The organism is Novosphingobium sp. FW305-C-111 (assembly GCF_058783565.1).
The window spans coordinates 178083-203169 of sequence record NZ_JBYSYP010000007.1 but is presented as its reverse complement, the minus strand read 5'-3'; the positions used below and the strand labels follow the sequence as shown (position 1 = coordinate 203169).

The following is a 25087-nucleotide window of genomic DNA, read 5'->3' as shown; positions in this document are numbered from 1 at the left end:
CATGCCTCACTGAATGGAAATGACGCCATCAACCGCTCGCCATTCCGTGGGCCGGATCAACCGATCGTGCGCAATCCGGACCGAATGCAAGGCGGCCTCGATCTCACGCCGCCAATGGTCGAGGAAATCGAACAGCGCCGGAAAATCCGGGGCGAGGTCATACTCTTGCCAGACAAAAAGCTGCAGGAGCGACGGAGCGTCGGGCCGGTAGTAATGAATTTCAGCCGTCGTCAGCCCGTAGCCCTGCAGCCGAGCCATGAAGCCGCGGTCGCTCACTGCAGCGTTCGTCCTTGCTGTGGCTTCTCGTCGAGCGTGCGCATCGCCGCAAGCACCTCATCGACCGGAACCGCGCGCTTCACGCCGGGTGGCTTGCGCAGTGCGGGATGATCCCTCACCGCCGCTCGATCGGACGCCCACGATGCCAGGATCGCACGCTTGACCTCCGGCTCTAGGTCGGGATGGCGCGCAACGTCAAAAGGATGAAGAAAGCGGGAAAAGGGCTGCGACATGGCCGTGCCTCCTTTCATTGTGTCGCATTCTGTCTGAGTGCCGCAGAGCACTCCCGGAAATTTTGGTAACGGTTCGGCCTTCGTCAAGAGGATTTTTGGTCGGTAACCCTTTGGCAAGGCAGGCGCCTGTCACTCGTATCGTGTGAGTGCCAAAAAATCGCTTCAGACCTCTTGAAGGTGAAAATCGACCTACTTAGCTGAAATGCGCCTGTGCGCTCTTTCGAGACCACAGGGCCATCACATTTTGTTTTGCACTGGAGGTTATGCATGCATTTCCGCCCCTTGCACGACCGTGTGGTCGTCCGCCGCATCGAAGCTGAAGAAAAGACTTCGGGCGGCATCATCATTCCGGACACTGCCAAGGAAAAGCCGCAGGAAGGCGAAATCGTCGCCGTTGGCCCCGGCGCGCGCGATGAAACCGGCAAGCTCGTCGAGCTCACCGTCAAAGCCGGCGACCGCGTGCTGTTCGGCAAATGGTCGGGAACCGAGGTCAAGATCGAAGGCGAGGATCTGCTCATCATGAAGGAGAGCGACATCCTCGGGGTGATCGAGGCTCGCGCGGAACTCAAGCAGGCGGCCTGACCGTCGTAATCTCAACATCAGCAATCTCAAGAAAGGAGGTATGAGAAATGGCTGCCAAGGAAGTGAAATTTGCGTCGGACGCGCGCGATCGCATGCTGCGCGGCGTGGATACGCTGGCCAATGCAGTGAAGGTGACGCTCGGTCCCAAGGGACGGAACGTAGTGCTCGAGAAGAGCTTCGGCGCGCCGCGCATCACCAAGGACGGCGTCACCGTTGCCAAGGAAATCGAACTCGCAGACAAGTTCGAGAACATGGGCGCCCAGCTGCTGCGCGAAGTCGCGTCCAAGCAGAACGACTTGGCGGGCGACGGCACGACCACGGCAACGGTGCTCGCACAGGCGATCGTGCGCGAAGGCGCCAAGGCGGTTGGCGCGGGCATGAACCCCATGGACATCAAGCGCGGCATCGACATGGGCGTCAAGGCCGTGGTGCAGGACCTCCAGTCGCACGCAAAGACGATCAGCTCCAACGGAGAGATCGCCCAGGTCGCCACCATCTCCGCCAATGGCGATGAAGAAGTGGGCCGGATCCTTGCCGAGGCGATGGAGAAAGTCGGCAACGAAGGCGTGATCACTGTCGAGGAAGCCAAGAGCCTCGCGACCGAGCTCGAGACCGTCGAAGGCATGCAGTTCGACCGCGGCTATCTCTCGCCCTACTTCGTCACTAATGCGGAGAAGCTGAAGGTCGAGCTCGAAGACCCGTACATTCTCATCCACGAGAAGAAGCTGTCGAACCTGCAGGCGATGATCCCGCTTCTCGAGCAGGTGGTGCAGTCGGGTCGGCCGCTCCTCATCATCGCCGAGGATGTCGAAGGCGAGGCGCTCGCGACGCTCGTCGTCAACAAGCTGCGCGGCGGCCTCAAGGTCGCGGCCGTCAAGGCGCCAGGCTTCGGTGATCGCCGCAAGGCCATGCTCGAGGACATCGCGGTTCTCACCGCCGGGAATGTCGTCTCCGAAGAGCTCGGCACCAAGCTCGAGAACGTCACCCTCGGCATGCTGGGCCGCGCGAAGAAGGTCATCATCGACAAGGACAACACGACCATCGTCGACGGTGCCGGTGCGCGCAGTGACATCGACGCGCGTATCGCGCAGATCCGCGCGCAGATCGAGACGACCACGAGCGACTACGACCGCGAGAAGCTGCAGGAGCGCGTGGCCAAGCTCGCGGGCGGCGTCGCGGTCATCCGCGTCGGCGGAGCGACCGAGATCGAGGTCAAGGAGAAGAAGGATCGCGTCGATGATGCGCTCCACGCCACGCGTGCCGCGGTGGAGGAAGGCATCCTTCCTGGCGGTGGCATTGCTCTCCTGCGCGCCTTGAAGGCGCTCGACGGGGTCAAGGCCGGGAACGACGACCAGCAGTCCGGCATCGATATCATTCGCCGGGCTCTGCGTGCACCGGCGCGGCAGATCGTCGACAACGCCGGCGAGAACGGCTCTTACGTGGTCGCAAAGCTCCTGGAGAACGACGACTACAACTGGGGCTTCAACGCCGCGAGCGGCGAGTATGAGGATCTGGTGAAGTCCGGCGTGATCGATCCGGCCAAGGTGGTGCGCACGGCCTTGCAGGACGCCGCCTCTGTCGCCTCGCTGCTCATCACGACCGAAGCGCTCGTGGCCGAGCTTCCCAAGGACGAAAAGGCGGCCCCAATGCCGGCGATGGACTACTGACCGTCATAGAGGCGGGGCTCCGAAGGGGTCCCGCCTCTTTCCAGTCCCGGTCACAGCTTCGTTTCAACGCGCCGGAGTATCATCCTCGCCGGCCCTCGGCCGGTACGTGCCGCTGCGCGCCTCGAACTCAAGGGTCTTGTCCATGTCGCAAATCACTCCAGTCATGCTCTCGGGCGATTCAGGCGCTGACCCGTGCCGCCCTGTCGCCTGCCGCGCCAGCAAGCGCTTGAACGCCCAACCGATCTGGAGCGCTCAATGCTGAAGGAACCGGATGCCCGCGCCCCGACAAGTGGGGACGCGGATCGGCCCTGGAGCTGGACCGAGCGTTTGGAACCGACCTACGTCGCCAAACCTTGGGGTCGCACGGATATCCCCGATGCTCCGCCAGAGGCGCTGCCGCTCGGCGAGATCATTTACCGGGCCAACGGCCACAATCTCATCATCAAATGGCTCCACACGGCCGAACCCTTGTCGGTCCAGGTTCATCCGCGCACCAGACGCCGCAAACACGAATGGTGGCACGTCATCGACGCGCGGCCAGGCGCTTACATCGACCTTGGCGTGTCACGGCCTTGCACGCGCGACGAGCTCGCCGCCGCCGCCCGGGCGGGATCGCTCCCCGACCTCCTGAACCGGATAGAACCCCGAACCGGCGACAACTTCTATATCGAGGCGGGCACGATCCATGCTCTGGGTCCCGGCCTCACCATTCTCGAGATCCAGGAAGACAGCGACGTCACCTATCGCCTGTTCGATTATGGCCGGCCGCGCGAGCTCCATCTCGAGCAGGGCTTGGCCGAGGCAATCACCGAGCCGCAGCCGATCGCCGCGATGCCGGGGCCCGAGGCGCCCTTTTCACTCGCACCGCTGCGCCTCGATGCTGGCGAGAAAATAGAATTGAACACCGAAGGCGCGGCGCTCGCAGTCCTGACGGGCGAAGGTACGCTTGCCGGCCGAGCGGTGAATGCGGGCCAATGCTGGCTTGCCGACGGCGCTCTTACAATCACCGCCGATGCACCCATGCATCTATTCATCGCCGAACCGCGCCCGCCGCGGCCAACATCAACGGAGTAGTGCCACCATGGGCCCCGATGTCATCGCCCCGCCCGTCCGCCATGTCGGGCTGATCGGAAACTTCCCGCCGCGGCGCTGCGGCCTCGCGACCTTCACCGCCGACCTGCACTCGGCCCTTCGAACGGCCGACCCGGGGCTTGCGCTCTCTACCGTCGCCATGACCGATCCCGGCGCGCAGCACAGCTATCCGGGCGAAGTGGGCTACGAGATCGCGCAGGACGACCCGCAGGGCTATGTCGCGGCGGCAGAGCACATCAACGCGCTCAATCCCGATGTCGTCTGCCTTCAGCACGAGTTCGGAATTTTCGGCGGGCCTGCCGGCGATCATGTTCTAGGTCTGGTCGAACGGCTCCGTGCGCCGGTTGTCACGACGCTGCACACGGTACTCACCGCGGGAAACGCCGACCAGCGCCGGGTCATGAGCGCCCTTGCCGATGCTTCCTCGCGCCTCGTCGTCATGACCGAGATGGGCCGCGACATTCTCACGCGCGACATGGGCGTCGCAAAAGACAAGATCGCAGTCATTCCGCACGGCATCCCTGACTTGCCCTTCCTCGACCCGGCCTTCGAGAAGCACAGCTTCGGGCTCGAGGGGCGAAAGGTTGCGCTGACCTTCGGGCTTCTATCGCCGGGCAAGGGGATCGAGATGATGATCGCGGCGCTCCCAAAGCTGGTGCGCCGTCACCCCGATCTCGTCTATGTCGTCCTGGGCGCAACCCACCCTCACCTGCTCGCGCGCGAAGGCGAGGCTTACCGAGAGGACCTCGAGGCGCAGGTCCGCAAGCTCGGCCTTGAAGACCATGTCCGCTTCGTCAACGAATTCGTTGACGCGCCGACCCTCCAGGCATGGCTGTCGGCCTCGGATATCTACGTCACCCCCTATCTCTCGGAAGCGCAGATCACCAGCGGCACGCTCGCCTACAGTGTCGGCCTCGGCAAGGCTGTGGTCTCGACGCCCTATTGGCATGCGCAGGAGCTCCTGGCAGGCGAGCGGGGCGAGCTCGTGCCCTTTGCTTCGCCCGATGCTCTTGCCGAGGCAGTGGGCAGCTTGCTCACCGACAGCCGGCGGCGCGACAGACTGCGGCGCAATGCCTATCAGGCGGGACGGTCGATGACCTGGCCTGTCGTGGCCCAGAGCTATCTCGGCTTGTTCGCGCAAGCGCGGCTCGGCCAACGCGACGAGGAGGGACCGGTTCGCCTGCGCACCGCCGCGCCGCCACCGCCCGAGCCCACCATGTCCGCCGTCGCGCGCATGACGGATGGCTGCGGAATGCTCCAACACAGCCGCTCGACCGTTGCCGACCGGCGCCATGGCTACTGTCTCGACGACAACGCTCGCGCCCTCATGCTAGCCGCCGACTTCGACGCGGAAGGCCTTGTCGACAGCAGGCCCGCCGATCTGGCGAAGATATACGCCTCCTTCGTCGACTATGCCTGGGACGAGGCAGCGGGGCGCTTCCGCAACTTCATGGACTATGACCGGCACTGGCTCGAAACAGAAGGATCGCAGGACAGCTTCGGCCGCGGTCTCTGGGCCCTCGGCCGAACGGTCCGCGTTACCCGCGATCACGGCCTGAAGCTTTGGGCGACAGCGCTCGCCGACAAGGTCATGGCCGAGAGCAGCTTTCTTGAGAGCCCCCGCGCCGAGGCCTTTGCGGTGTTGGGACTTGCCGATTGGCTTGCCGTCTATCCAGGACACCGTCCCGCACGCCGGCTGCTTGAGACATTCTCCAACCGCCTTCTCGAGCGCCTGCGGGCCGAGCGCCGCGACGGCTGGGTGTGGTTCGAACCCGTGCTGGCCTATGACAATGCGCGGCTCCCGGAAGCGCTGCTGCGCGCGGGGGCGACCTTCGAACGCCAGGACATGCGCGACGAGGCGCTCGCCGCACTTACATGGCTTGTGCGGTGTCAAACCGCGCCAGCGGGTCACTTCCGTCCTGTCGGCACGGATAGCTTCGGACATCGCTATCTCAGTCCCAAACCGTTCGACCAGCAGCCGCTCGAAGCTTGGGCGACCATGGATGCCTGTGCTGCGGCCTACGCCGCCACCGGCAACGAGCACTGGCTCGAGGAGGCTGAGAGGGCCTTCGCCTGGTATCTGGGAAGCAACGATCTCGGCCTGCGCCTCGCCACCCCCGATGGCGGATGCTATGACGGCTTGCAGATTGATCGGGTCAATCTCAACCAAGGTGCGGAGTCCATACTGGCCTTTCAGTTCGCCGCGCTTGCTGCCCGGCGCCTCCGCGCCGCAAATTGCGGCGAGCTCGGCCGAAGCGCAGTGGCGGGCAATGGCAGCGTCGAGGCCGCAGCATGCAGCTGATCCGATCGCTTCCCCTGCAGCTTCTCCCCAACGAAGAGCGCGTGGTGGTGCGTCCGCTGCAAATCGCGCCCGAGCCGAACGGCCTCGATCCCGTGCGCAATCACCGCGCCGAGCGGATTGTCGCGGGTGTGCGCTCCCTCGATAGGCGCAGCGTCGAGGCCGAGCTTTCGCTGCTTCTCGGCGACTTTGGCGACAGGCACCGCGAGCTCCGGTCGGTCTTCGAGGACCGGTACGAGCAGGTCGCGCGGGAGATCGGCCTGAATGATGAGCTGATCCCCGCGCAGCGAGAGCTGATTGGCGCCTATTTCTGCCACGAATATGCGTTTGAGGCTGCCGCCCTGATGAACCCCAGTATAGTGCCTCACCCGGACCAGTCCGGGTTAAAGCCGGGCGACCTCCGCTTCGTGCTGTCGCTGCGGGGCGTTGGGGAAGGGCACTATTCTTCGATCAGCTTTCGTGAAGGCATACTGAGCGCCGACGGCACGCCGCAACTGCTGCCCGAGGCCAAGTTCGCATTCGCCGCCAAGCCCGACAGCGGCACCGATGGCGCCGTTCGCTTTCGGCGTCGCACGCGCAACACCAGTCTCGACGAGATGGTGCTCTTCCCCTCGACGCCAGCCCAAGGGAAGGGACTCGAAGATCTACGGCTTGTGCGCTTCACATCCGAGCACGGCGAAGCCTGCTACTATGGCACCTATACCGCCTATAGTGGAGATGCGGTCGCGTCCGAGTTGCTCTCGACCCGCGACTTCGATACGTTCGATCTGCGGCCGCTGAGGGGCGATGCCGCCCGGAACAAGGGCATGGCGCTTTTTCCGCGCAAGTTGGGCGGAGATTTCCTGATGATCGGGCGGCAGGACAATGAGAACCTGTTCCTGCTCCGCTCCCCCGATCTCTACCGGTGGGAGACCAGCGAACTCATCGCCAGGCCCGAATATAGCTGGGAACTCGTGCAGATCGGCAACTGCGGTTCCCCGATCGAGCTTGACGAAGGCTGGTTGGTTCTGACCCACGGCGTGGGCCCCATGCGCAAGTACTCGATCGGCGCGATGCTCCTCGACAAGGATGATCCCACTCGGATCATCGGCCGATCCCCAGTGCCGATCCTCTCTCCTGGCGAGGCCCGCGGCAGGGGCTATGTCCCCAACGTGGTCTATACCTGCGGTGCCCTCGCCCACGAGGACCGGATCCTCATGCCCTATGGCGTCGCCGACAAGTCGGTCCATTTCGCCACGATCGATGTCCGCGCATTGCTCGCATCACTTGCTCCGCCAGGTGCTGGCCCGGCAGACCCAACTGCTCGGCACGGAGATATCGAGGAGGATTGCGATGCCTGACCTGCAGCGTGCATCGGTCCGCGAGCTCATGGCGGTAAGCGGCGTGCCCTTCGGCACCAGCGGCGTTCGGGGGCTTGTCTCGGCCATGACCGACCGGCTCTGTTTCGCCTACACGAGCGCCTTTCTGCAATATCTTCGCACGATCGGCGAATTCTCCAGCGGAACCCGCGTCGCGATCGCCGGCGACTTGCGGCCAAGCACGCCGCGGATTCTGCGCGCCTGCGCTGCGGCCGTGCATGAAGCTGGGGGTGAGGTGGTGTTTTGCGGCCATGTGCCAACTCCCGCACTCGCCTATTACGCCTTCCTGCAGCAGATTCCCTCGCTGATGGTTACAGGGAGTCACATCCCTGCCGACCGGAACGGCATCAAGTTCTACCGACCGCATTGCGAGGTGCTGAAGTCGGACGAGGCTGGCATCCTCGCCCAGACGGTGGCCCTGAGCCCTGACCAGTTCGACGCCGCAGGCGCTCTGCGTGACGCCGCCGCTTTGCCGGCTGCAGTCGACGTAGCGACAGACTATCTCGATCGCTATGCGCGCTTCTTCGGACCAGACGCCCTGCGCGGATTGACCGTGGGAGTGTACCAGCATTCCGCGGTCGGCCGAGACATCGTCGTTGAAGCTCTCGAGGCTCTGGGGAGCACCGTCATTCCCTTCGGCCGCTCCGACGAGTTCGTGCCGGTAGATACAGAGGCCATTCGCCCTGAGGACATGGCGCTGGCGCGAGACTGGGCGCAGGCTCATGCCGTCGACGCCATTGCCTCGACTGATGGGGATTCGGACCGCCCCCTTCTCGCCGACGACAAAGGCGCTTGGCTCCGGGGCGACATTACCGCCCTCCTCTGCGCCCGCGCGCTCGGGGCAAACTGTGTCGTAACGCCTGTCAGCAGCAACACCGCAGTCGAGCTTTGCGGTGCCTTTCCCAAGGTTCGCCGGACGCGGATCGGCTCCCCTTACGTGATCGCCGCGATGGAAGAGGAAGCGCAGGCCCAGCCCGGCGCGATCATCTGCGGCTACGAGGCGAATGGAGGGGTTATTCTCGGCAGTCCAGTTGTAAGGGGTTCGGCGCACCTGGAGGCGCTGCCGACGCGCGACGCGCTCCTCCCCATCCTGGCTGTCCTTGCAAGCGCCCGTAACGGCGGTGTCGCAGGGCTTGTCTCCTCACTGCCGCCTCGCGCAACCTTCAGCGACCGTCTTTCAGACGTGCCGCCAGAGCAAAGCGGTCGTATGATGGCGAGGCTCCTGGAGGGGTCCACCAAGGATCGGCTTGCCCGGCTCGAGGGCTACTTTGGCACACTTGCAGGCCGCCCGATCGCGATCGATACGACCGATGGTCTGCGCGTGACCTTCGATCGCCAGGTCGTGATCCATCTGCGCGCGTCAGGCAACGCGCCAGAGCTGCGCTGCTACACCGAAGCTCCGACTGCTGCTGCCGCGGAGGATCTCAATAAATGCTGTCTTGCGCTCGTGCGAGATGAACTCCTGGTTGGCGTCGAGCTTGCGGGAGAGGAGACCGTTCCCTAATGCACGGCCGCCATTTCGTAGGCTGGATGGGCGCCGCGCAGTACGCGTGGCGTTCGCGAACTAAGCTGCTCGCGGAAGGGCGCGCCCGCGACCTCCGCTCGGACATTATTAGATCGGCGACGCGGATCGCCGGCGGTGCTTCGGCACAGACCTATTCCGGCTGGACGAGCTCTACCGGCAACCCAAGTACCGTGAACTGGTCCCGGAGCTTGGAAGCGTCGCCCACGACCACCCAGACGATCCGGGCGAGGTCGATCGCGGCGCGCGCCGCCGCATCGAGCTGCTGCGCGGACATGGCGCGATAGCGGCCCGCGACCGTTTCCCAGTAATCGTCCGGCCGGCGATAGAGAGCATTGCTTCGCAGCGCGCCGAGGACGGCCGCGGAGGTCTCGAACTGGCCGGCAAGCTGGCGCGTGTTGGCGTTGATCACCTGTTGCAGCTCGACTGGTGTGATCCCCTTGCCGCCTACCAGCTCGCGGACATGATCCATCAAGGCCTGCACGGCGGGTCCGGTCTTGTCTGCCTGGACTGGGGCGATCAGCAGTAGGCTCGATCGGTCCTCAAGAAGATCGATGTTGCTCTGGGCGCCGTAGGACCAGCCTTTGGTTTCCCTCAGGTCCATGTTGATGCGGGACAGGAAATTGCCCCCTAGAACCTCGTTGACAGCCCTGAGATCCAGCGTGTCGTCGCTGCCGCGGACGGGAAGCACCTGGCCGGCATAGATGTAGGACTGCGGCGATTGCGGCCGGTCAAGCAGAACGATCCGGGCTTTCCCTGCAGGAGGCTCGATGGCGAAGCGCTTCTCCCCTTTGGGCATGGATGGCGCGCGCCAGTCACCGAAGCGGCGCTCCAGCTCCGCGACCAAGCTCGGGAGCGGGATGTCGCCGACGGCAAAGAATGTCACCGTATCGGGTCGGATCCAGGTCTGATGGCCTCGGATCAGGTCCTCACGTCGCACGGACTTGATCGATGCTGGACGCCCCGTGCCGGAAGGCGGATGTCCATAGGGATGCTCCGGACCGTATATGAGCGGCGGAAGCGCGCGCCGCGCCAACCCTGCCGGCTGGGTGAGCTCCTCGGCGATCAGGGCGAGCTGCTGGGCTCGCAGGCGCTCTACCTCTGCAGGCGCGAAGGCCGGGTTGCGTATGATGTCCGCGAAGAGGTCCAGCGACGGCCTAAGGTTCGGCGTCATCGCAGTCATCAGCACCGCCGAACGATCCCGCGACACCGCGGGCCGTATTTCAGCGCCGAGCCGCTCCTGTTCCTCGGCGATCTGCACCGAGCTGCGGCTGGTCGTGCCTTCCGGGAGCAGGCGAAGCATCAAGAGCTGAGTTCCGGGAGCGCTGGCCAGGTCGGCCGCGACCCCGGCGTTGAACTCGGCGGCCAGGCGGATCGCCGGCAGGGTCTCGCGCCGAGCGTAAACCACCTCGATGCCGTTCGAGAGGCGCGCCCGCTCCACCTCCGGGAAATCAAGGTCAGCGATTTGACCGACGGGGGGAAGCTCGTGTACACTCCGGGCCGTCGAAGCCGCCGACGCGGGAGTAACGGCCCTGCCGGAACCGTGAGCGGAGGGCTGGCGAGAGGTTGTGGGCTCGCCCGCGCGCGCGGCAGCAGCCTCTTCGTAAGGTCCCCGTTCCCCAGGCATGACGGAAAGCGCATAGACCGGGCGCGTGAGCCACTTTTGCAGGACCCGCTGGACATCGGCAGGCGTCACGCTGCCAAGTGCGAGGAGCCGCTTGCGGTAGAACTCGGGATCCCCCGTGTAGAGCACTCCCTCCGCGAGCGCCGTGGCCTTGCCGCCAAACCCGCCAACCTGCTCGAGACCCCGGATGCGCCCTGCGACTTCTGTCATCACGACCCGCCGGACCTCATCCACGGTCGGCCCCTTGGCGATCAGCTCGGCGATGATCGCGTCCAGGCGCCGTGCGGCCGCGTCGGCGTCCGCCCCAGGCTTCACGTCGACCTTCACCTCGAAGATTCCGATCCGGTGAAAGGACTGGTTCTCGGCCGACACCCGCACCGCCGTCTGGTCCTTGCGCACGAGCTCGTTGTCGAGGCGAGAGCTCGACAGGCCACCGAGGACACCGGCGGCGACCGTCAAGGCTACGCTCTCGGAGTCGAGCAGGCCCGGAACGGCCCAGTTCCGGTACAGCCGAGTGTTGGCAACCCGGTCCTTCATCACTTCGGACACGGGCGCCGGTAGCGTCGGCACCGATGCCATGGCGGGGCGATTTCCGGGCCCGCGGGGAATATGCCCAAAATACTTCTCCACGAGCGGCCGGGCCTCGGTCGCGGAAATGTCGCCGGCGAGCACGAGCACGGCGTTGTTCGGCCCATACTTGGCGTGGAACCATGACCTCACGTCCTCAAGTGTGGCTGCGTCGAGGTCGGCCATCGAGCCGATTGTGGCGTGACGGTAAGGATGGCCTTCAGGAAACAGGGCGGCAAGCTGCGCATACTCGACCAGCCCGAACGGCTGGTTGTCGCCTTGCCGCTTCTCATTCTGAACGACGCCGACCTGATTGGTGAGCGTTTGCTGGCTGACGGCGCCCACGAGATGACCCATGCGGTCGCTCTCCAAGAAGAGCACACGCTCGAGCGCGGGTCGAGGTACCGTCTGAAAATAGTTCGTGCGGTCGAACCAGGTAGTCCCATTGAAGTCTGTCGCCCCCACCTCGCGCAGAGGCTCGAAGTAGTCGCCCGGCGCGTTCTCCGAGCCGTTGAACATCAAATGTTCGAACAAATGCGCGAATCCCGTCCGGCCGGGCGGCTCGTCCTTGGAGCCGACGTTGTACCAGACCGACACCGCCACGATCGGAGCTTTGCGGTCCTCATGCACGAGAACCCGCAAGCCGTTCGCAAGGGTGAACTGGCTATAAGGAATGTCGACCTTACTCACCAGATTGGAGACCGTAGCGGGAGGGGAGCTGGCAGTGGCCGGACGCGGCGCTTCGCGAGCCTCGGCGATACAAGTCGCGCCAGCAGCGGCAAACAGAGCGGGAATCATCGACAGTACCATCAGCAATAGGCGCATGGGGTCTCTTGCGTGTCTGGATCGCGAGCGCAGAAGCCGCTGCGCTTCGCAGGGATCGAATTCGAATATAAGTCAGGCTTTCGGGCACGGAAGAGGTTCCGCACCTCTTCTCACGTCGAGGGACGTGACATCGTCGCCTATCGCTATCGGAACCGCGTCGAACGATGCTTCAACAAACTCAAACACTTCCGTCGCTTCGCCACACGCTTCGATCGCCGGGCCATTCACTCCCTCGCATTCATCTACCTCGCCGCAGCCATGATCTGGCTACGCTGAATGTCGATTGCTCCTAACGAGACCCCTGCGATCCCGGCTCCGTCGGTCAGGTCGGCAACAGACGGAGTTCGGGGGTGAGTTCGGCGCGGATGGATCGAATCCTGTCCATCGCCTCTCCTGGGGACACGCCAATCGAGATGAGCGCCTGTGCTGCCAGCCCGAGCCCGGCGGCATAATTCTCCGGAAAAACATGGGAGGCACCGGCCTGCGCCAACGCGCCGAGATGGGTGTCGTCGCGAAGGCTCGCGATCACCTGGATGTTGGGGTTCAGATGCTTGGCCTCCCTTATCAGCCGAACAGAGCGGTGCCAGTTGTTGATCAGGATCACGATCGCAGCTGCTCGCTCGATGCCGGCCGCTTTCAAGATACCCGCCCGAGTAGCGTCGCCGAATACGACCTTGTGGCCGTCGTTCTGCGCGCGTCGAAGACGTTCGATATCGCGCTCGATCGCAATATACGCAACCTCGCTTGCCTCTAAGGTAATCGCCACAAGTCGTCCCACAGGGCCGCATCCGGCTAGGATCACGTGGCCATCGAGATAGTCGCTCGATGCGCGGATCGAGGCTTCCTGCTGCGCTGTCCGGTCGCGCAAAGCCGCCGTCGGCGAGATCGAAGCGAGCCGATCGCTGAATTGGGCGAAGATTGGGCCAAGCAGCATGCTGGCTGCGATCGCGCCGAGAACCGGCTGACCCACCTCTGGCGGCAGTATGGCTGATTCCAGCGACCGCCCTATGATCAACAGGCCAAGTTCGCCGGAATGTGCGAGCAGAAAGCCGGTCTTGATCGCGCTGCGACTTCCCATTGCTGAGGAGCGCGCAACAGCGAACACCACGAGAAGCTTGATTGCGACGATTCCGATCAAAATACCCGCCGTGGTGCCAGGCCGCGCAAGGATTTGCGACCAGTCCACCGACATCCCAACGGTGATGAAGAAAATGCCAACGAAAAGGTCGCGAAAGGGACGAATTTCGTCTTCGAGCTGATGGCGAAAGTCGCTCTCGCCCACGATCATGCCTACGACAAAGGCGCCGATCGGTAACGACAGCCCAATCCATTGGGCGGTCAATGAAGCGCCTAGAATCAGCGTCAGCACTCCAAGTAGGAACGCTTCGTTCAGTCTCGACCGCGCCACCGCCTCGATCAGGCGGCCCAATGTGCGCCGCGCCAACAGCGCAACACCGGCAAATGCGACGAAGCTGACGCCCATCCGCAGAAGAACGCTCGCCAGCTCAGGCTTGCCTTCCCCACCGGTATGAAGCGCCGCGATCAACGCGAGAATCACAAGCGCGATCAGGTCCTCGAACAGCACTATGGCCGTGCTCGCCACACCGTGACGACTGGATACCTCATCATGGTCGACGAGATGCTTCTGAATGATGGCGGTCGAGGACATCGCGATCGCGCCGCCGATGAGTGCGGCTTGGCCGATGGGGATTGCCAGCAGCAGATGGGCTACCGCGGCGATTGCAGCCGTAGTCAGGCCGACCGTCCCCGCTCCAAGCCGCAACATGGCCCCGCCGGCGGCAATGAGACGCGGCATCGAGAACTCGAGGCCAATTACGAACATCAGCAGGGCGACGCCAAGTTCGCCGAACAGATGGGTACCTTCACCGTCAGAAACGGCGGCAGCGCCATAAGGCCCCAACACAAGGCCGGCGGCCAAGTATCCGACGATCGGAGACAAGCGCAGCCTAGCCAGCAGGGCAACAGCGAGGAATGCTGCCCCAATCAGGAAGAATGTCTGAACAAGTGCGTCGTTCATGGCAAATCGGCGGCAGTCAAAGCAGGAGCCGGTGCATGTAATGCTGCCGACGTGATTTTCACCCGCATGGGAGCCAATTACGAAAATCGGGTGCTGGAAAGCACTCCGTCTCACCGCTCATCTTCAGCCCGTCCGAACGCAGGGTGCATGCGGGCACTCGGCGGCCCGCCTCGTTGGCTTGGACTCAAGGTGGAAAACTGGCAACCGCACGGTGTCGGCAACCCACGCCGATGGCGCCTCGCCGATCCAATCGCGAGGCGGAACCCAGTGCGCCGGGCAGCACGACGCGAGAATCGTCAGCACCACGCTGCCCGGCGCGACGGCTCGCAGGTAGGCGGGGGGTCAGTGCAGCCCGCGAGCCGTGTGGCCTAAAGTCTATTGCACCATCGGCGGAGCCGGGCTGCCAGCACGTGCTACGCGCTTCCGGCGCGGGCAATGAGCAGCTGTCCGCCGGTGCCTGCCGAACGCGCCAAGACCTGGACTGGCCCAACTCCGCCATCTGGCTGCCACTCCGGTGGAAATTATCTGGGTGGTCGACTCGTTGAGTCAATCTACGCCTGCTGACAATTTTTGTGGCTGAGATAGATCAGCGCCGTTCCATAAATTGCCCCTATGACTCGCCCTTTGCCGCTTGCTTTCCGGTGTAGCGGCCGCAGCGAGACGAAGCGCTAGGGTGATCCGCACGTTCTCTCGCAAAGGGAGAATGCCGATGCATCCACCCCCTGGCGGTGCTGCCGCCGCGTTGGTCGCGCTGCAGACCGGCTCGAAAGATCGGGTCACCCTCCCCGCAGTCGGCGCCGCGCGACGAGCAGCGGCGCCGCAAACCAACATCGACCATATCGCTCTGCTTGGGAACTACCCTCCCCGCCGGTGCGGCATCGCGACCTTCACTGCCGACACGGCCAATGCGTTGCAGCAGGCCTTTCCCGATCTGCAGGTCGATATCTATGCTATGGCAAAAAATGCGAGCGGCGCGAGCGTGCCCCCGGTTTCGTTCGAACTGCGGGAAGACGCCGCTGAGGACTATTTGTTCGCAGCAGACCGCATCAACGCCAGTGGCGCAAGCCTCCTGTGGGTGCAGCACGAGTATGGCATCTTTGGCGGACCGGCCGGCGAGCACCTCCTCGCCCTTCTCGAACGTGTTCGCCTTCCGGTAATAGCAACGCTCCACACCGTGCTCGAACGGCCGGACGCCAGCCAACGCCGCGTTACTGCCGCGCTGCTGCAGCGTGTTTCCGCCTCGATCGTCATGGTTGAGCAAGGGCGGCGCATCCTTGCCGAGGCTTACGGCGTCAACTCCAGGTCCATCCATGTGATCCCGCACGGCGTTCCCGATCGCCCGCTCACACGATCCGCGCCATGGAAGCAGGCTTTTGGCTGGGCTGGTCGGACTGTCATCCTGAGTTTCGGACTGCTTGCACCAAGCAAAGGAATCGAACTCATGATCTTGGCGCTTCCGGCAATCGCTCGCGAAGTACCCGACGTGCTTTACGTTGTGCTCGGGGCCACGCACCCCAATCTCATTGCGGCCGAAGGCGAAACCTATCGTCGCCGGCTTCAGGACATGGTGAAGCAACACGGAATCGAGAAGCACGTGGAGTTCATCGATCGCTATGTCGAAGACGATCGGCTTGTCGACTATCTCCAGGCCTCGGACATATACGTCACGCCCTACACAAATCCGGACCAGATCACTTCGGGCACGCTCGCCTATGCCGTCGGGCTCGGCAAGGTGGTTGTTTCCACACCCTATGTTCACGCCCGAGAGATTCTTTCGGGAGGGGCTGGTCTCCTTATCGACTTTGGCGATGCAGCCAGCTTGGCTCGGACCGTGACCGACGTGCTGAGTAACGAAACTCGATTTCGCGAGCTGTCGCGGCGAGCCTATGCGCGCGGCAGGCAGGCGACTTGGCGGCGAGTGGCCGAGGCGGCAATGTCGACGATGATCCAGGCTGTGGGCAGACCGTCCCTAATTGCCGGACAGGAGCCACAGATCATTCCTGCGGGCTGATGGCGCCATATTACATCTGTGTCACACGGCGTTCGTCACGCCGTGCTCGATGAAATAGAACCCGTTGAACGCTCTGCGGCGCAGCCCCCAGCTCAAAATTTTCAATCCGATCCTCTTGAAGGGAGTTACTCCCCACCTAACTCAATTTCGCCGGATGCCGAGATCCGGGTCCGGCGGGACATAGAGGGCGCCGCTCTCTTTTCCGGCGCAACTCATGCCCAAATTGCTTCAAACGGAGGATTTGGAAAATGAGAACCAACTTTGACTTTACGCCGTATCGGCGTTCCACCGTCGGCTTCGACCGCCTGTTCGATCTGCTCGAGGCAGGCGCGCGCGGCGATGCTGACAGCTTTCCCCCCTTCGACATCGTGAAGGACAGCGACGAATCCTACCGGATTATGCTTGCGGTCGCGGGCTTCCGTCCGGACGAGATCGAGGTGGTGGCGCAGCAGAATCTGCTGACGGTGTCCGGCCGCAAGGCCAACAACGAGGACGGCGGCAACTACGTGCATCGTGGTATTGCGACGCGGTCCTTCGAACGCCGCTTCCAGCTTGCCGATTTCGTTGAGGTCAATTCCGCAGGCTTCGAAAACGGCCTCCTGACAATCCAGCTGCAGCGCGTGGTGCCAGAGGCGATGAAGCCGCGGCGCATCAAGATTTCGGCTTCGCCCGACGAGGCCGGCGGCAACGCGCCGAAGCTCGAAGAGCGCCAGGCAGCCTGACGCCAATATAACCTGGGCTTGCCGGCGCGCTGCGGCGCGGCCGGTACGCCATGGCCATTGATGCTGATTGGAAAGGAGGAAGAAGTTAAAATGGCCCTTCGTGATTTGATCCCCTGGGGCAAGCAGGAAAGCCAGGTTCCGGTCGGGGTGAGCTCGGCCGGAGACCACCCGCTGCTATCGCTCCATCGGGAAGTGAACCGGGTATTCGACGACATCTTTCGCGGCATTGGCCTGCCGGCGCTCAACGGCTTCGGCGCGGGCCACGAATGGCCCCATGTCGAATTATCCGAAAGCGAGAAGGAAGTTCGTGTGACCGCCGAACTTCCGGGTCTCGATGAGAAGGATGTCGACGTGTCGATCGACGACGGAGTCTTGTCTATTCGCGGCGAGAAGAGGTCGGAGGTCGACGACAAGGAGCGCGGCTATTCGGAGCGCAGCTATGGCCGCTTCGAGCGGCACATCCGCCTGCCGAGCGGTATCGAGGAGGACAAGGTAAGCGCTACCTTCAAGAAGGGCGTGCTCAACGTCGTGCTGCCTCGGTCCGCCACTGCGATCGAAAGCCGCCGTCGGATCCCGATTACCACGCATTGAGGCAGAGCGTGCGGCTGCATCGCGCAGCCGCACGCTTCTGTTGGCAAGTTCTCCCAATGGAGGAAGGAAATGGCAACATCATTCGGTAGAATGCGTACTTCGCATCCCACGTCGCGTGCCGTTGAATTCGACGCCGGCCTGCGACGCTATATGCTCGGAATTTACACGCACATGGGGCTTGGCCTGCTTCTGACCGGACTCGTGGCGCTTGGCGTGGCGATGACACCCGCGCTTTATGAGCCTATCTTCAACACACCTCTGAAATGGGTCGCGATCTTCGCTCCCCTCGCCTTCGTGCTCCTGCTGTCGTTCGGTCTGCATCAGATGACCGCCGCGATGGCTCGCGCCGCGTTTTACGTATTCGCAGCGGTGATGGGCGTCTCGATGGCGAGCATATTTCTCGTCTTCACCGGCGAGAGCATCGCGCTCGCCTTCTTCACCGCTGCTGCGGTGTTCCTGGCGATGAGCCTGTGGGGATATACGACTTCGACTGACCTGTCGCGCTGGACGAGCGTGCTCATGGTCGGTCTCATCGCGGTCGTGATCGCGAGCATCGTCAACATCTTCCTAGCCTCGAGCACGCTTCAGATTGTGTTCTCGATCGCAGGTATCCTCGTGTTCACCGGCCTGACTGCTTGGGACACGCAGCGCCTGAAGAATGAGTATGCCGCCCATGTGGGGTCCGAGACGATTTCGAAGATGTCGATCATCGGCGCGCTGTCGCTGTACCTGAATCTCATCAACCTCTTCCAGCTGCTACTGACCTTCATGGGGCAGCGGCGCGAGTAGGGAGGGGATATGATCGCGACTTCGAACCTCGAACGCACGGCAGGCGCATGTCTGCTCCAGCGCAACTGGAGCTGGCTGCTGCTGCGCGGCATTCTTGCGCTGGCGCTGGGCATCGTCGCGCTGCTGTTTCCGGTGAACGCGCTGTTCGCCTTCACGATCGTGTTCGCCGCCTATGCAGGCGTAGATGGCTTGCTCTCGCTCATCGCTGGCGTGCGCGGCGCAGCAAACAAAGCCGATCGCTGGCTGGTGTCGGTCCTGCGCGGTGTGCTTGGCATCGCCGCCGCTGTCCTCTTCGTGCTGATGCCATGGACGTTTGCGGTTGGTTACGCGCTAGCTACCCTCGTGGTCCTCAGCGCATGGGCGATCAGCACCGGCGCGATCGAGATGGTCGCTGCCTATCGGCTGCGTAAGGTGATCGAGCGCGAGTGGCTGCTTGGCCTTTCGGGATTGCTGTCGATCCTGCTCGGCCTGGCCGTACTCGCGCTGCTGTATCTCGATCCGCTCACAAGCATCCTGTCGGTCGCGTGGCTCATCGCGGCCTGGTCGATCGTCGCGGGCGTCATTCTCGTTGCCCTCGCGCTCAGGCTTCGCCCGCGCGGCACAAAACCGGGCCGTCACGGCGCGACCGTTGCGCCGGCGGCCACCTGAATTTCTTTCGATCAACTGGGGCCGGCATCGAAGTCGCCGGCCCTACTTTTTCGTTCGGCGATCGCGACCTCGGTGGATCGTGAGCGGCCAGTTCAGCAAAGCTAATTCCCCGGCTGTAGCTCGACTGTCCCGTCGCGCGTAACGCCGCCTCTTTGCAGCGTGACCCGCACTTGGTCGCCGACCGCATAGTCGTCGAGGTGCGCGAGCAGCTCGCCAAGGCTCTCGACCTTTTTCCCGTCGATAGCGGTGATGATGTCACCGGGCGTGATGCCATCGGGCCCTGTCGTGACACCGACCAATCCCGCCTTGGCAGCAGCGGAGCCGGGCTGAACGGCCAGCACGAAAACGCCTTCGCGGCCCATCAGCTCCTCCAGTCGGCTGTTCACCTGCTCATCGGCCACGATGCCCAGTGAGGGGCGAATGTACCTGCCATTCCTGAGCAGCTGCGGAATGACCCGCATGACCGTGTCCACCGGCACAGCGAAGCCGATTCCCGCGGACGCGCCGGACGGGCTGTATATCGCCGTGTTGATGCCAATCAGACGACCGCTGGAGTCGAGCAGAGGCCCCCCGGAATTGCCTGGATTTATGGCGGCGTCGGTCTGGATCAGGTGCTCGATGTCCGGCCCGCCATTCTGCCTGGGTAGCGATCGATCCAGCGCCGAGACGATACCGGTGGTCAATGTCCAATCCAGACCAAACGGATTGCCGATCGCAAAGACCTTCTGGCCGACCTTGAGATCTGCGCTGGTTCCGATCGGAACCGGAGACGGACGACGTAAACCGACGCTGATCCTCAAGAGGGCGATATCGTGCTGCGGGCTCGCCCCGACCAGCACCGCTCTATACCTCCGCCCGTCCGCAAGGAGCACGGTCGCTTCGGATGCACCCTGGATGACGTGGAAGTTGGTGACGACGTGTCCCGCCGAATCCCAGATAAACCCGGAGCCAGTGCCGCGCGGAATGGAGAAGATATTGCGAGACCAGACGTCCTGGACCAGTTGCGAGGTGGAGATATAGACGACTGAGCCTCGCGACTTCTCGAAGAGCTCGATTGTGGACCGCTCGTCGGTCGCCAGCTCACCGCGCGGAGTGACCAGGCGCTGCGTGTCTGATGGGCTTTCCGGGCGCCAAGCCCTGCTCGATAGGTAGTACCACAACAGCATCAGCGCCACGACGCTCGCGCATACAAGCAGCCAACGTCCGACAAAGCCCAACTGGCGTGATTGTGTCCTCATCGAAAGTAGGATGAGGAACCGCAGCTGTCTCGGTCAAGCTTCAAGCGCTCGGTCGCTAGTCCAAATGGTCTCACTATTCCCCCTGCCCCACTGATCGCCGTCGACCGGTTGGAGTTCAAGACTCTAGCGAGCGCGTCGTGCTTAGCGGCCAGACAGGAGGTCCCCTCACAGAGGAAGAGGGGACCTCCCCGCGCCGTCATTGCGACGGCGGGCTTGCCGGGGCTGCGGGCTCGTCGCCGGTAGGCTTCAATCGAACCTGCGGCAGGTTGACGGGCACCGCCGGGCCATCCGGCGCAACTGTCCATTCGGTCGATGCCGTGTTTCGGGCCGGCTTCGTCCCCTCGACGTAACCGAGCGGGTCGGTGAACCACGCCACGACAAGCATGAACATTGCAGTCAGCAAGGCAACCCACAGCCAGGTGGTACCCGCCGACCGTCTCACGGTCAATCTGGGCATTATACGTCTCCATAGCTCTCGACTTACAGTTGCGAACTGCATCAGTTGAACGGTGACGACCCTCCGATCGTTCCCGCGTTTTGCCTCCGAGCCTTTGAAAAATGTGGGCAAAATGCCGCTTGGCGAAGCATCCCGAATTTTGTCCCCCTTGGCATGCGCGGTGCGCTGGGAACTCAAGCCGACGACGCGTTTTTTCTGGGCGCGTGATGTTCGACACGCCTCGGGAAAGCCTGCGGCGGATTTCGGGCGCCGACATCTCGAATCGGCTGTCGAGGGTCACGCAGCATTCAGCTTGTCTGAATACGATTGGCACACTCAAACCATGGAGGGACGATCGACGCGATTGCTTCGTACAGCCGTTCTACGGGCGGTGCGCGTTGACCAGCCGCGCACGAGAGAACCGCGAGGCCGCTGGGAGCAAGGCTTGAATGCAGCCAGCTACCTCCTCGCCGGCCTGCAAACCTGAAGCGGTACTCCATCCTGCTTCCTGGTCCCTCCACCGCCCCGCACGGTTAGAAACTCGCCAACGGCGAGTGCTGCTCGTGTCGCGCGCCGATCGCCTCTTCATCTGACACCGTCTGCCTCCGCTCCGGGAAGGCAACGGTCATTCGAAAGGAGTAAACGGAGGTGAAGCGCGTGCGGTACACTTACGGGATAACAGCTGCGCTGCTGCTGGGAGGCAGTGCTCTTTCGCTCGCGACCGGACATCCGGCCGAAGCTCAGGTTGCCCAGAACGAGCCGAGCCGAATTGCTCCGATAGTGCCCCGCGCCGGAGCGCCGACGAGCTTTTCCTCTTTGACCGAGCAACTCGCGCCGGCTGTGGTCAATATCTCGACGCGTCAGCGGGTTCGAGTTTCCGTCTTCAACCCTTTCGCTGGAACCCCATTTGAAGACCTGTTCGGCGGTGGCCGTTTGGGACCACGAACGCGGGAGGCGCAGTCACTCGGTTCCGGTTTCATCATATCGGCCGATGGCTACGTGGTTACCAACAATCATGTGATCACGGCGAGCGGCGGCCAGGCGCAGGTAGACTCGATCACCGTCACGATGCCGGACGGCACCGAATATGCTGCCAAGCTGGTCGGCCGGGACGCCGCTTCGGACCTGGCGATTCTCAAGATCAACGCTGGCAAGCCGCTGCCCTTCGTGAAGTTCGGCGACTCCCGCGCGGCGCGGGTAGGCGATTGGGTGCTCGCGATCGGCAACCCCTTCGGGCTCGGCGGCACTGTCACTGCCGGCATCATCTCGGCGGTCTATCGCAATACCGGCATTGGGACAGCGTACGACCGCTACATCCAGACCGATGCCTCGATCAATCGCGGCAATTCCGGTGGGCCCATGTTCGACATGAAGGGCCAGGTTATCGGCATCAACAACGCGATCTTCTCGCCGAACGGGGGTAATGTCGGCATCGGTTTCGCCATACCGGCTGAAATCGCGGCGCCGATCATCGAGAAGCTCAAGGCCGGGCAGTCCATCGAGCGCGGCTATCTCGGCGTGCAAATCCAGCCGGTCGCGGACGACCTCGCCGATTCGCTGGGGCTGCCGCAGAGGCGTGGCGCTTTCGTTCAGTCGGTGGAGCCCGGCAGGGCGGCCGCAAAGGCTGGTATCCGGGCCGGCGATGTCATCGTTGAGGTGGACGGCAAGGAAGTCACGCCTGGGCAATCCCTGTCTTTTCTCATCGCCAACCGGAATCCCGGTGATCGCGTGCCGATCGAGCTGATCCGCGAGGGCAAGCGACTGAGCGTGCGCGTCACGCTCGACGAGCGACCGAACGAAGCGGCGCTGACCGATCAGGACTTCGGGTTCGGTCCTGACGACAACAGGTTCGAAGGTCCTTCCCGGGATCGAGATGATCCGGTGGTCGAAGACGCCTTGGGCCTGTCGGTCCAGCCCCTCACCCCGGATATCGCGCGGCAACTCGGACTTGATCTCGGAACGAGAGGCCTTGTCATCGACGGAGTCGATCCTGTCTCCGACGCGGCAGGCAAAGGGCTCCGTCGCGGCGACGTCGTGCTCTCGGCGAATAATCGCCCCGTCAGCACCATTGCCGACCTCGAAGCCAGGATCAGCGAGACCAAGCGCGCCTCGCGCGAAGCCTTGCTGCTGCGCGTGCAGCGTCGCGGTCAGTCACCGACTTATGTTCCGGTCCGGCTCCGCTGAAGGGCGCTCGCAACAAACTCAGTGCGGGCCGCCCACTAATCAAAAGGCAGTGGACGCCCCGACCCGCCGCTTAGGCAGCATGGCCTGACCTGTGCCGATGCTAGCGTCGTTTGAACTCAGGCGATGAGGTTGATCTTCTGAGTCCGCAGCAACTGGATCAGGGTGTACTCAGACGGCGCCTGCCTTATGCGGCGCGCCGATCTTGCACCGCCAGCCATTACAACGCCACGCCCGAACTAACATCGGGACAGTGTGCTTTCGTTTCAAAGCGACGGCCAGTGACTCGACAGGTTTGCGGCTGATCGACCTATGTGGCTGGCGACGGACCGAGACAGCCTGTCATCGACCTTAGTTTGTGACGCCATGACACGCTCGGGCGATTTCGCCGGCCCTCAGGTCGAAGCGCGCATTCGCGACGTATTCGTGCCGTTGCCTGCGCTTCGAGTTCGACGGACTGCTGCTGGGAAAGGGACACTTCCCCCACGACGCGGCCAATGCACCTCCGGGAAAATGACGCGCTATGGTTCGTTCAACCAACAGCGATGTGCCTACCTGTACGACGGCAATCGTACAATCGCGTGGTCACTTTCTGCGTGCCGCTTTTCGGCTAATCGTCAGACGCAATTTTAGCAATCCAAGCATCGATTTCAGCCTCGATCCATACCGCGCACTTCGGGCCAAGCGAGCGCGATTTCGGAAACCGGCCTTCACTCATCCGCTGGTAGATCGCAGATCGCTTCAGGCCAACCCGCGCCATGACCTCGGGCAGGCGCAGAAGCCGTGCGGGCTGCGGTACGGGCGCGAATGCGCCAGTTGGAGATGGCTCGGGGACTTGCGTCGCGGATGCAGGGTTCATCGGAATTCCATTCGATCTCAGGTCGGTCCCCTCCGAATTGGGATTGTTCAGCGCGGTAGCGACATGCCGATGTCGCGGTTAGCAAAATCATCGATGTGCTTGGCCAGCATCCGCGCGACGAGTTGCGAGGTGCCATTGGCCCAGCGCGGGCGGACATCCTCGGTCCTGCGACCGAGCGTGCGTTCCAGATGCGAAGGCAGGGTGGCGAAGAACTCGTCGAGGAACTCGCCCATTTCACTTCGCATCCATTCGCATGCCAGATCCTCCTGGCCCGCGAGGGCGAGTATCAGGCTGGCGCGTGGGAAGGCGCCGCAGACGGTGAGAATGCTGGCTGCCTCGTCGAGCCCGATCGGGCGTTCGGCCCGCATGACCCGCAACAGTGTCTCGCGGTGCATCCCTGCTTCGCGGGCGATCTGATGCCTAGGCTTGTCAGCCACATCCACCGCGTGGGCGAGGACACGGGCAAGGCTGAGGTTTGCGGTTCCTTTCACGGCCTGAGCTTGGTGCATGACGATTCTCCTCATGATGGCGTTCGAGTCGCAGCTATATCGCGACACCTCGCGTGTAGGAAAATTAAAAGAACATATGTGAAACATATCGTTTTTAGGTGAATCGTTACCGGAGCCCGAGTCGCTGGCAATTAGCGGCAGCATCGTCGGACATCTTCGGCACGATATGCTGCATAAACCGCTGTATTCTGACATGTTCGCCGACAGCGCATGCTTTGTGTGTCCGCATTCGTCCACGCAGGCGAAGGTTGGTCATCTCAGACTTTCCTACAACGATTTCCTAGATGCATGTGGAGTGCACAGCGAACGAAAGAACGCTGTGCCCACCCCTCCCAGCGGAGCTTCACATGCAGTCCCTTCCCGTCCCCCGGCGCGTCGGCGCCAATGGTCTCGGCCCCTCGAAGTTCGGTCGCGCCCTCAACATTGCCCTCCCCGTCGCGATCGCCGCTCTCGCGGCCAGTGCCGCCTATGCCGGCGCCGACACGACCTTCACTCCGGCGCTAACCAAGTTCACCGATTTCCTCGAAGGATCTGGCGGCAAGATCATCACCGTCCTCAGCCTCGCGGGCGGCCTGATCGGCCTCGCTTCCGGGCGCTTCTCGCTCGGGCAGGTGGCGGTGCCGGTCGGCGTCGGGATCGGCGTCGGCACGGGTGTCCCGATCGTCACCTCGGTCGTGACCGCGGTCATCTGACGGCCGGGCACGGGAAGGCAGCGCCCTCATGGCGGACCCCTACATCATTCCCCGGCGGCTCGACGACCCGGAGCTTATCGGATTCTGGACCATCGACGAGTTCGCCGGGATGATCGTCCCCTTCACCTGGGGGATTCTCAGCCAGCATATCTTCATCGGCATCGTTGTCGCCTTCGGCGCCTGGTTCGCGCTGCGAAAGGCAAAAGCAGGACGCGCCAGCTCCTGGGTAGCCCATGCCGCATATTGGTATCTGCCGGCCGGATTTCTGGGCCTCAGGTCGACGCCGCCTTCCCACTGCCGTCTGCTTGCCGGTTGAGGGGAGAAACCC

General features: G+C 63.3%; 22 protein-coding genes. 14 read left to right on the top strand and 8 right to left on the bottom strand.

All coding sequences use genetic code 11. From position 1 onward, the window contains the following. Positions 1 to 6 precede the first annotated feature (6 nt). Both AC3WLD_RS10530 and AC3WLD_RS10525 read right to left on the bottom strand, forming a co-directional pair. Positions 7 to 258, bottom strand: coding sequence for an usg protein (locus tag AC3WLD_RS10530; protein ID WP_492556920.1), 252 nt, complete (start codon positions 256 to 258; stop codon positions 7 to 9). A gap of 14 nt (positions 259 to 272) precedes the next feature. Then, the gene (locus AC3WLD_RS10525; RefSeq protein WP_060977727.1) at positions 273 to 509 is read right to left on the bottom strand and encodes a hypothetical protein; all 237 of its coding nucleotides are present in this window, start codon (positions 507 to 509) and stop codon (positions 273 to 275) included. 267 nt (positions 510 to 776) lie between these two features. Here AC3WLD_RS10525 and groES point away from each other — a divergent pair, with 267 nt between their 5' ends. From groES to AC3WLD_RS10495, 6 genes are all read left to right on the top strand, one after another. Continuing rightward, positions 777 to 1091 carry a co-chaperone GroES gene (groES, locus tag AC3WLD_RS10520; RefSeq protein ID WP_060977726.1) on the top strand — a complete coding sequence of 105 codons (315 nt, stop codon included), beginning with the start codon at positions 777 to 779 and terminating at the stop codon, positions 1089 to 1091. Positions 1092 to 1138: 47 nt separating this feature from the next. Further along, a complete protein-coding gene (gene groL / locus AC3WLD_RS10515) occupies positions 1139 to 2758 on the top strand; it encodes a chaperonin GroEL (RefSeq protein ID WP_492556906.1) in 1620 nt (539 codons plus the stop codon). A gap of 255 nt (positions 2759 to 3013) precedes the next feature. Next, entirely contained in the window at positions 3014 to 3832 is an 819-nt protein-coding gene (locus AC3WLD_RS10510) for a class I mannose-6-phosphate isomerase (protein WP_492556905.1), read from the top strand. 7 nt (positions 3833 to 3839) lie between these two features. Further along, positions 3840 to 6152, top strand: a complete 2313-nt coding sequence (locus AC3WLD_RS10505) for a glycosyltransferase family 4 protein (protein ID WP_492556904.1) — start codon at positions 3840 to 3842, stop codon at positions 6150 to 6152. After that, the gene (locus AC3WLD_RS10500; protein WP_492556903.1) at positions 6143 to 7489 is read left to right on the top strand and encodes a glycoside hydrolase family 130 protein; all 1347 of its coding nucleotides are present in this window, start codon (positions 6143 to 6145) and stop codon (positions 7487 to 7489) included. The genes AC3WLD_RS10505 and AC3WLD_RS10500 overlap by 10 nt, the downstream gene beginning before the upstream one ends. Then, positions 7482 to 9011: a phosphomannomutase gene (locus AC3WLD_RS10495; RefSeq protein WP_492556902.1), complete on the top strand. Its 1530-nt coding sequence runs from the start codon at positions 7482 to 7484 to the stop codon at positions 9009 to 9011. The genes AC3WLD_RS10500 and AC3WLD_RS10495 overlap by 8 nt, the downstream gene beginning before the upstream one ends. A gap of 151 nt (positions 9012 to 9162) precedes the next feature. On the opposite strand, the gene AC3WLD_RS10490 is transcribed toward AC3WLD_RS10495, so the two are convergent. Further along, on the bottom strand, positions 9163 to 12018 hold the full coding sequence (locus AC3WLD_RS10490) for a M16 family metallopeptidase (RefSeq protein WP_492556919.1): 2856 nt from the start codon (positions 12016 to 12018) through the stop codon (positions 9163 to 9165). Between the two features lie 349 nt (positions 12019 to 12367). Continuing rightward, complete coding sequence (locus AC3WLD_RS10485) at positions 12368 to 14083, bottom strand: cation:proton antiporter domain-containing protein (RefSeq protein WP_492556901.1); 1716 nt, start codon at positions 14081 to 14083, stop codon at positions 12368 to 12370. A 673-nt stretch (positions 14084 to 14756) separates the two neighbouring features. On the opposite strand from AC3WLD_RS10485, the gene AC3WLD_RS10480 reads away from it, so the two are divergent. The 5 genes from AC3WLD_RS10480 (at position 14757) to AC3WLD_RS10460 (ending at position 18844) form a co-directional block, all read left to right on the top strand. Next, the gene (locus tag AC3WLD_RS10480; RefSeq protein ID WP_492556900.1) at positions 14757 to 16094 is read left to right on the top strand and encodes a glycosyltransferase family 4 protein; all 1338 of its coding nucleotides are present in this window, start codon (positions 14757 to 14759) and stop codon (positions 16092 to 16094) included. Between the two features lie 248 nt (positions 16095 to 16342). Beyond that, positions 16343 to 16816 carry an Hsp20 family protein gene (locus AC3WLD_RS10475; protein WP_492556899.1) on the top strand — a complete coding sequence of 158 codons (474 nt, stop codon included), beginning with the start codon at positions 16343 to 16345 and terminating at the stop codon, positions 16814 to 16816. Between the two features lie 90 nt (positions 16817 to 16906). Next, positions 16907 to 17407 (top strand): Hsp20/alpha crystallin family protein, encoded by a 501-nt coding sequence (locus tag AC3WLD_RS10470; protein WP_492556918.1) that lies wholly within the window; start codon positions 16907 to 16909, stop codon positions 17405 to 17407. A 90-nt stretch (positions 17408 to 17497) separates the two neighbouring features. Continuing rightward, the gene (locus AC3WLD_RS10465; protein WP_492556898.1) at positions 17498 to 18196 is read left to right on the top strand and encodes a Bax inhibitor-1/YccA family protein; all 699 of its coding nucleotides are present in this window, start codon (positions 17498 to 17500) and stop codon (positions 18194 to 18196) included. A gap of 9 nt (positions 18197 to 18205) precedes the next feature. After that, positions 18206 to 18844 carry an HdeD family acid-resistance protein gene (locus AC3WLD_RS10460; protein ID WP_492556897.1) on the top strand — a complete coding sequence of 213 codons (639 nt, stop codon included), beginning with the start codon at positions 18206 to 18208 and terminating at the stop codon, positions 18842 to 18844. Between the two features lie 101 nt (positions 18845 to 18945). Here AC3WLD_RS10460 and AC3WLD_RS10455 read toward each other — a convergent pair whose 3' ends face one another. After that, on the bottom strand, positions 18946 to 20010 hold the full coding sequence (locus AC3WLD_RS10455) for a S1C family serine protease (RefSeq protein ID WP_492556917.1): 1065 nt from the start codon (positions 20008 to 20010) through the stop codon (positions 18946 to 18948). 268 nt (positions 20011 to 20278) lie between these two features. Then, on the bottom strand, positions 20279 to 20473 hold the full coding sequence (locus AC3WLD_RS10450) for a hypothetical protein (protein ID WP_492556896.1): 195 nt from the start codon (positions 20471 to 20473) through the stop codon (positions 20279 to 20281). A gap of 702 nt (positions 20474 to 21175) precedes the next feature. On the opposite strand from AC3WLD_RS10450, the gene AC3WLD_RS10445 reads away from it, so the two are divergent. Next, positions 21176 to 22702 carry a Do family serine endopeptidase gene (locus AC3WLD_RS10445; protein ID WP_492556916.1) on the top strand — a complete coding sequence of 509 codons (1527 nt, stop codon included), beginning with the start codon at positions 21176 to 21178 and terminating at the stop codon, positions 22700 to 22702. Positions 22703 to 23309: 607 nt separating this feature from the next. On the opposite strand, the gene AC3WLD_RS10440 is transcribed toward AC3WLD_RS10445, so the two are convergent. Together AC3WLD_RS10440 and AC3WLD_RS10435 are read right to left on the bottom strand one after the other, a co-directional pair. Further along, positions 23310 to 23558 carry an AlpA family transcriptional regulator gene (locus AC3WLD_RS10440; protein ID WP_492556895.1) on the bottom strand — a complete coding sequence of 83 codons (249 nt, stop codon included), beginning with the start codon at positions 23556 to 23558 and terminating at the stop codon, positions 23310 to 23312. A gap of 47 nt (positions 23559 to 23605) precedes the next feature. Further along, positions 23606 to 24211 carry a transcriptional regulator gene (locus AC3WLD_RS10435; RefSeq protein WP_492556894.1) on the bottom strand — a complete coding sequence of 202 codons (606 nt, stop codon included), beginning with the start codon at positions 24209 to 24211 and terminating at the stop codon, positions 23606 to 23608. A 203-nt stretch (positions 24212 to 24414) separates the two neighbouring features. Between AC3WLD_RS10435 and AC3WLD_RS10430 the strand changes: the two genes are divergently transcribed. After that, positions 24415 to 24759 (top strand): hypothetical protein, encoded by a 345-nt coding sequence (locus tag AC3WLD_RS10430; protein ID WP_492556893.1) that lies wholly within the window; start codon positions 24415 to 24417, stop codon positions 24757 to 24759. A gap of 28 nt (positions 24760 to 24787) precedes the next feature. Beyond that, on the top strand, positions 24788 to 25075 hold the full coding sequence (gene traL / locus AC3WLD_RS10425; protein WP_169493579.1) for a type IV conjugative transfer system protein TraL: 288 nt from the start codon (positions 24788 to 24790) through the stop codon (positions 25073 to 25075). Positions 25076 to 25087: the final 12 nt, after the last annotated feature.

Coding starts and splice junctions, on each gene's coding strand:
- AC3WLD_RS10450 (WP_492556896.1), bottom strand. CDS start 20,473: ATGTTCATGCTTGTCGTGGCGTGGTTCACCGACCCGCTCGGTTACGTC.
- AC3WLD_RS10495 (WP_492556902.1), top strand. CDS start 7,482: ATGCCTGACCTGCAGCGTGCATCGGTCCGCGAGCTCATGGCGGTAAGC.
- groL (WP_492556906.1), top strand. CDS start 1,139: ATGGCTGCCAAGGAAGTGAAATTTGCGTCGGACGCGCGCGATCGCATG.
- AC3WLD_RS10455 (WP_492556917.1), bottom strand. CDS start 20,010: ATGCTGTTGTGGTACTACCTATCGAGCAGGGCTTGGCGCCCGGAAAGC.
- AC3WLD_RS10525 (WP_060977727.1), bottom strand. CDS start 509: ATGTCGCAGCCCTTTTCCCGCTTTCTTCATCCTTTTGACGTTGCGCGC.
- AC3WLD_RS10505 (WP_492556904.1), top strand. CDS start 3,840: ATGGGCCCCGATGTCATCGCCCCGCCCGTCCGCCATGTCGGGCTGATC.
- AC3WLD_RS10475 (WP_492556899.1), top strand. CDS start 16,343: ATGAGAACCAACTTTGACTTTACGCCGTATCGGCGTTCCACCGTCGGC.
- traL (WP_169493579.1), top strand. CDS start 24,788: ATGGCGGACCCCTACATCATTCCCCGGCGGCTCGACGACCCGGAGCTT.
- AC3WLD_RS10490 (WP_492556919.1), bottom strand. CDS start 12,018: ATGATTCCCGCTCTGTTTGCCGCTGCTGGCGCGACTTGTATCGCCGAG.
- AC3WLD_RS10510 (WP_492556905.1), top strand. CDS start 3,014: ATGCTGAAGGAACCGGATGCCCGCGCCCCGACAAGTGGGGACGCGGAT.
- AC3WLD_RS10470 (WP_492556918.1), top strand. CDS start 16,907: ATGGCCCTTCGTGATTTGATCCCCTGGGGCAAGCAGGAAAGCCAGGTT.
- AC3WLD_RS10500 (WP_492556903.1), top strand. CDS start 6,143: ATGCAGCTGATCCGATCGCTTCCCCTGCAGCTTCTCCCCAACGAAGAG.
- AC3WLD_RS10530 (WP_492556920.1), bottom strand. CDS start 258: ATGGCTCGGCTGCAGGGCTACGGGCTGACGACGGCTGAAATTCATTAC.
- AC3WLD_RS10430 (WP_492556893.1), top strand. CDS start 24,415: ATGCAGTCCCTTCCCGTCCCCCGGCGCGTCGGCGCCAATGGTCTCGGC.
- AC3WLD_RS10460 (WP_492556897.1), top strand. CDS start 18,206: ATGATCGCGACTTCGAACCTCGAACGCACGGCAGGCGCATGTCTGCTC.
- AC3WLD_RS10435 (WP_492556894.1), bottom strand. CDS start 24,211: ATGCTGCCGCTAATTGCCAGCGACTCGGGCTCCGGTAACGATTCACCT.
- AC3WLD_RS10465 (WP_492556898.1), top strand. CDS start 17,498: ATGCGTACTTCGCATCCCACGTCGCGTGCCGTTGAATTCGACGCCGGC.
- AC3WLD_RS10485 (WP_492556901.1), bottom strand. CDS start 14,083: ATGAACGACGCACTTGTTCAGACATTCTTCCTGATTGGGGCAGCATTC.
- AC3WLD_RS10440 (WP_492556895.1), bottom strand. CDS start 23,558: ATGAACCCTGCATCCGCGACGCAAGTCCCCGAGCCATCTCCAACTGGC.
- groES (WP_060977726.1), top strand. CDS start 777: ATGCATTTCCGCCCCTTGCACGACCGTGTGGTCGTCCGCCGCATCGAA.